General features: G+C 74.3%; 5 protein-coding genes. 4 read left to right on the top strand and 1 reads right to left on the bottom strand.

Features of this window, described 5'->3' with window-relative positions; genetic code table 11:
- From QM572_RS12825 to QM572_RS12810, 4 genes are all read left to right on the top strand, one after another.
- A partial coding sequence (locus tag QM572_RS12825) for a sugar phosphate isomerase/epimerase family protein (protein WP_415093696.1) occupies positions 1-646 on the top strand: 646 nt, incomplete at its 5' end.
- Positions 640-1698, top strand: a complete 1059-nt coding sequence (locus tag QM572_RS12820; protein ID WP_415093695.1) for a sugar phosphate isomerase/epimerase family protein — start codon at positions 640-642, stop codon at positions 1696-1698. The genes QM572_RS12825 and QM572_RS12820, both read left to right, overlap by 7 nt.
- Entirely contained in the window at positions 1695-2909 is a 1215-nt protein-coding gene (locus tag QM572_RS12815; RefSeq protein ID WP_415093693.1) for a M24 family metallopeptidase, read from the top strand. The genes QM572_RS12820 and QM572_RS12815 overlap by 4 nt, the downstream gene beginning before the upstream one ends.
- Positions 2910-3170: 261 nt before the next feature.
- Positions 3171-3758: a TetR/AcrR family transcriptional regulator gene (locus QM572_RS12810; protein ID WP_415093692.1), complete on the top strand. Its 588-nt coding sequence runs from the start codon at positions 3171-3173 to the stop codon at positions 3756-3758.
- Between the two features lie 11 nt (positions 3759-3769).
- Here the strand turns inward: QM572_RS12810 and QM572_RS12805 are convergent.
- The coding region (locus QM572_RS12805; RefSeq protein ID WP_415093690.1) for an amidohydrolase family protein at positions 3770-5015 on the bottom strand (1246 nt) is incomplete at its 5' end.

Below are 5015 nucleotides of genomic sequence, written 5' to 3'. Positions count from 1 at the left end.
GGCGACGTACCGGTTCCTGGTCTCGCTGCGCCCGATCGCCCTCGACCTCGGCTGCCACATCAACCTCGAGACGCACGAGGAGATCACGAGCTTCGAGCTGGTCCGGCTCGTGGAGCGCGTCGGGCCGGACGTCTGCGGCATCGTCTTCGACACCGCCAACCTGCTCCAGCGACTGGAGCACCCCGCGTGGACGACGCGGCGGGTGGCGCCGTACGTGCGCCAGACGCAGCTCAAGGACGCCACGGTCCGGATCGACGGCGACGGCAGCTACCGATTCGAGCTGGTGCCGTGCGGCGACGGTCTCGTCGACTTCGACCTGGTGCTGCGCGAGCTGGCCGACAGCCCGACGACGGTCACGCTGACCATCGAGAACCTCGAGTCCAGCCTCGACTTCCCCGGACCCGCCCCGGTCACCAGGATGCCCCTCGACGACCCGGAGTTCGTCGCGGGGCATCCCGACCTGAGCCTGGCCGAGCTTGCGGCGTACGTCGCCCTGGTGAATCGCCACGCCAGGGCTGAGGCGCCGGGCGCCGGGGCGGAGGGGCCGGGCTCCGCGGACGCGATGGCGGCGCTGCTGCGCAGCCGGGAGCATCTCACCGAGCGCCGCGAAGCACTCGCCGACGCGCGTCGGGCGGCGGCGTGCTAGTCGGGATCGACGGCCGGAAGGTTCCGGGGGCCGCGGGCCTCGGCCCGAGCGAGCTGCTGCGCGTCGTCAAGGACCGGGGTCTCGACGGCGTCCTCTTCCGGACCGTCTTCGACATCGCCCCCGATCTCGCTCCCGGCGCTCTCGAGGAGGTGCGCGCGGAGGCCGACGCGCTCGGGCTCTATCTCGAGAGCGGCCTGGGCAATCTCAACCCGTACGCCATGGCCGAGCACCCCCACCTGCGGCGAGCCGGCGACGGCGACACCGTCAGGGGCCTCGTGCGGGCGATCGAGGCGGCCGCGTCCATCGGCTGCCGGGAGCTGTGGGCGGTCACCGGGGGATTCAAGAGGCACCCCGGCCGGTTCGCCTACGACCGCTTCCGCACCGACGTCGCGTGGACCGACCAGCTCGACGCGATCGCGCGCCTGGCCGCACGGCTGGCGCCGGTGTGCCGCGACCTGGGCGTGCATCTCAACCTCGAGACGCACGAGGAGATCACCAGCTTCGAGCTGGTCCGGCTCATCGAGCTGGTCGGCGAGGACGTGCTCGGTCTCACCTACGACCTGATCAACCCGATCCAGCGAGGGGAGAACCCGCTCGACACGGCACGCCGGGTGGCGCCGTACGTCCGGCAGACGCATGTGCGCGACTGCCTGCTCGCCCTGGACCGAGCCGGGCTCCACTACCTGCCCACGGCGGTCGGAGAAGGCTCGCTCGACGTCGGCGCCCTCCTCGCCGAGGTGGTCGCCGCCGGTAGCAGGCCTCGGCTGACGCTGGAGGCGATGACCTCGGCGCGCGAGGCCGGCGCCTCTCCGGGTGCGCCGCATCCCTACTGGTCCCCGATCACGATCGAGCTCTTCGACGACGACTGGCACGCCGCCCACCCCGACCTGACGGCCGCGGAGCTCGCCCGGACCGCGCGGCTGGGGCTCGACCCGGAGCGGGCGTCCCTCCTGCGGGCCGCCGATGGCCGGCTCGACGACGCCGAGGCCGAGCGCATGGTCCGGAGCAGCGCCGGCTACCTGCGCTCCCTGTCGACGGCGGCGCTGCCGTGATCCACGCGCCGCTGGGGCCCGAGGTCTTCGAGGAGCGGCGCCGCGACCTCGCCGACCGGATCGCCGTCCTGGGGCTCGACGCCGCCGTCGTCTGCGCCGCGCCCGCGACGCTCGGGCCGACGGTCGACTCGCCGGGGCAGATGCGTTTCCTCTTCGGGTGGACCCCGCCTCTCAGCCCGGCCGTCGGCGTGGTCCGCGCCGACGGCGCCAGCGCCGTGGTGGCGGGGCTTCCCCATGACGCCCGGACCCTTCGCGAGCGCACGGGCCAGGAGGTCGACGTCGTCGGCGTGCCGTACGGGGCGGAGTCCTTCGCCGCCGCGGTCGCTCGTCTCGTGCCGCCGCGCCCCACTCGTGTCGCCGTGGCCGGGCTCTCCGAAGCCACCGCGTCCCTGGCGCGGCACGTCGCCCCGGTCGGCACGTCACCGGCCGACCTCGCCGGGCTGCTGTTCGCGATGCGTGCCGAGCGGTCCGCCGAGCACGAGCCCCTGGCCCGCGCCGCAGCCCACGTCTCCGATGCGATGGTCCGCGCGGCCCTGGACGCGGCCACGGCCGGGACCACGCTCGCCGAGATCATGTCGATCGCCGAGGCGACCGGTCGCAGGCTCGGCGCCGAGAGCGCCAGCTGCTGGCTCTCCGGGGGAGCGCGCACCGACACCACGCTCTACGAGGTCGGCGACCTCGACTGGACCCTCGACCGGTCGCCGGGCGTCGGCGATCGCCTCCAGATCGGCACGACCGTGCGGTACGACGGCTTCTACGGCCAGACGCTGCGGACCGCCGTCGTCGACGAGCCACCGCCGGCCCTGGAGACCCACGCCGAGCTGCTGCGCGAGATCCAGTCCGAGGTGGCCGAGGCGCTCCGCCCGGGAGCCGAGCTCGCCGCGGTCGGCCGGCTGGTGCGACGACTCGTCGACGAGGCCTGTCCCTACGCCCCAGGAGACGATCCCTTCCGCTTCCAGGCCTGCCACGGACTCGGACTGAGCTATTCGGAGCCGGCGCTGCGTGCCGTCGCCTCGCCACCGGAGCTCTCCGCGGGCGGCGGTCGGAAGGACACCGTCCTCGTCGCGCCGGGGATGGTGGTGGAGGTCCACCCCAACTACTCGGTGCCGGGGCTGGGCCTGGTGTGCATCGGCGACATGGTGCTGGTGACCGACGACGGACCCGCGTGGCTCACCCGGCTGCCCCGCACGCTCGACAGGCTGCCGTCCTGAGCGGGCACACCCGCGTCCCCGAGGGGCAGGTGCGGGTCAGCCCGTGGAACTCCCACCCCGACCTCACCGTGCCCGACTGGCCCGAGCCGCTGGTGGTGGTCGACAGCACGCTGCGCAAGTCGCTCTTCACCGCCGGCGCGACCACCAGCATGGCGGGATTCGCGCGGATCGCCGAGGAGCTGGCCGCGGGGGCGAGGTCCGTGGTGCTCGCGTCGTGGGGGCCTGATGCCGTACGCCGTCAACAGCTCCTAGGGTTGTCGGGTGCAGCAGACCCCCGAGCGCCAGCGCCTCCTCTCGCTGGTGGCCGACGTCATCCTCGAGGCGGGGATGCTCGACCTGAGCCTCAGCGGGATCGCGCGCCGGATCGGGTCCAACAACCGGATGCTGCTCTACTACTTCGACTCCAAGGAGCGGCTCCTCGACGAGGCGGCCGTCCTCGCCGCCGATCGCTTCCCGCTGCTCCACCACGTGCTCGACCGCCTCGCTTCCCCGGGCGACCTGGAGGGCCGCCTCCGGCAGGCGTGGCGCGACATCTCCGCGGCGGAGAACCTCCCGTTCCTGCGGATGTTCTTCCAGCGCTTCGGCACGGCCCTGCGGGACGAGGCGGGCAGCGCGGAGTTCCTTCGCGGCGTCGGCGTCGACTGGCTGCGGCGGGTGGGGGAGATCCTCGGGTCGGAGGGCTACCCGCCGGCGACGGCCGAGACGGCCGCCGCGCAGCTCGTCGCCACGTGGCGCGGCCTGCAGTTCTCCCTGCTCTCCGGCGTCGACCGGACTCTGCTCGACCGGGCGTACGACGACCAGGTCGGTGTGCTGCTCGCCTCGATGGACGACACCGCCGCGCGGGGCTGAGCCGCCGCCTCTCAGAGGGCCGTGACCGGCTGGACGCCGCGCGGGCCGACCAGGGCCACCGGCCGTGCCGCCGCGCGTACGACGTCGACCGGATGCTCGACCGTGAACAGGCTGCCGCCCACGACGTCCCCGATGCCGAGCCCGGGGGCAGGGACGCCCAGGGCGCCGCGTGGCACCTCGCCGAGGGCGTCGAGGAGCCGGAGGTGGTCCTCGGCGCTCGCGAGGTGGTTGGTCAGCGCCGCCAGCCAGGCGACCTGCGCGAGGGAGGCGGTTCTCACCGGCGTGAACGCGTTCTCGTGGTTGTTGCTGCCGAGTGCGACGGGTGCGCCGGCGTCCCACAGCTCGGCGATCCGGGTGACGCCGCGGGTGGGCGCCGATGGGGTGTCGCGGCCGCTGAGGAACAGGTCGGTCGCCGGCAGTGCCACGACGGTGATGCCGGCATCGGCGACGACCCGCGCGACCTCGCGCAGTCGCCGGGGCGGCAGCGCGGTGAGGGCGGTCGCGTGGCCCGCGACCACCCGGCCCTCGAGCCCCGCGCCGATGACGAGCCGAGCCGCCTCCTCGAGCAGCATCCGGTCGCCGTCGTCGGTGAGGTCGATGTGCAGATCCAGGGGGAGGCGCCGGTCGCGAGCCAGCGCGACCATGTCCGCGAGGTGGCGGCGAGGGTCCGGATCGGCGTACGGGCAGCCGCCCACGACGCCGCAGCCGTCGTCCAGCGCGCGCTCGACCGCACCGCGGAGCCCGGCATCGGCCGTCGTCCCGAACTGGGGGAAGGCGCACAGCTCGAGTGCGAACCCGGGATCCGCCTCGGCGAGCGAGGCATGCATCGCGGTCAGCCAGGGATGGGACTCCGGCCCCACCTCGACGTGGGCACGTGCGGCGACCGTGCCGCCGCGGCGCATCAGCTCGATCGTCCGGGTCGCGGCCGCGCGCACCTCGTCGGGCGTCATCTCGGACCGCGCCTCCGCCGAGACCGTCATCGCCCGCTCGAGGCCCCCGGCGACGCTCCGCCCGTGGCGTTCCAGGAATCCCAGCTGGAAGGCCTTGTCCAGGTGGACGTGCAGGTCGACGAAGCCGGGCAGGAGGAGCGCTCCCGCGGCGTCGTACGCCGGCGGCCCCTGCCCGCCGACGTGGCCCTCGACCGACGGCTCGGTCGAGGGGCGGATCTCGGCGACCCGCCCCTCGACGACGACGAGATCGACCAGCTCGTCGCCGGCTCCGGACAGCCGCGCGCCGCGGAGGCGGTACGACGCGAGG

The sequence above is a fragment of the Nocardioides sp. genome, assembly GCF_047607365.1.
Lineage (GTDB): Bacteria > Actinomycetota > Actinomycetes > Propionibacteriales > Nocardioidaceae > Nocardioides.
The sequence above is the reverse complement of the archived record's forward strand: the minus strand, read 5'-3'. Positions and strand labels throughout refer to the sequence as shown.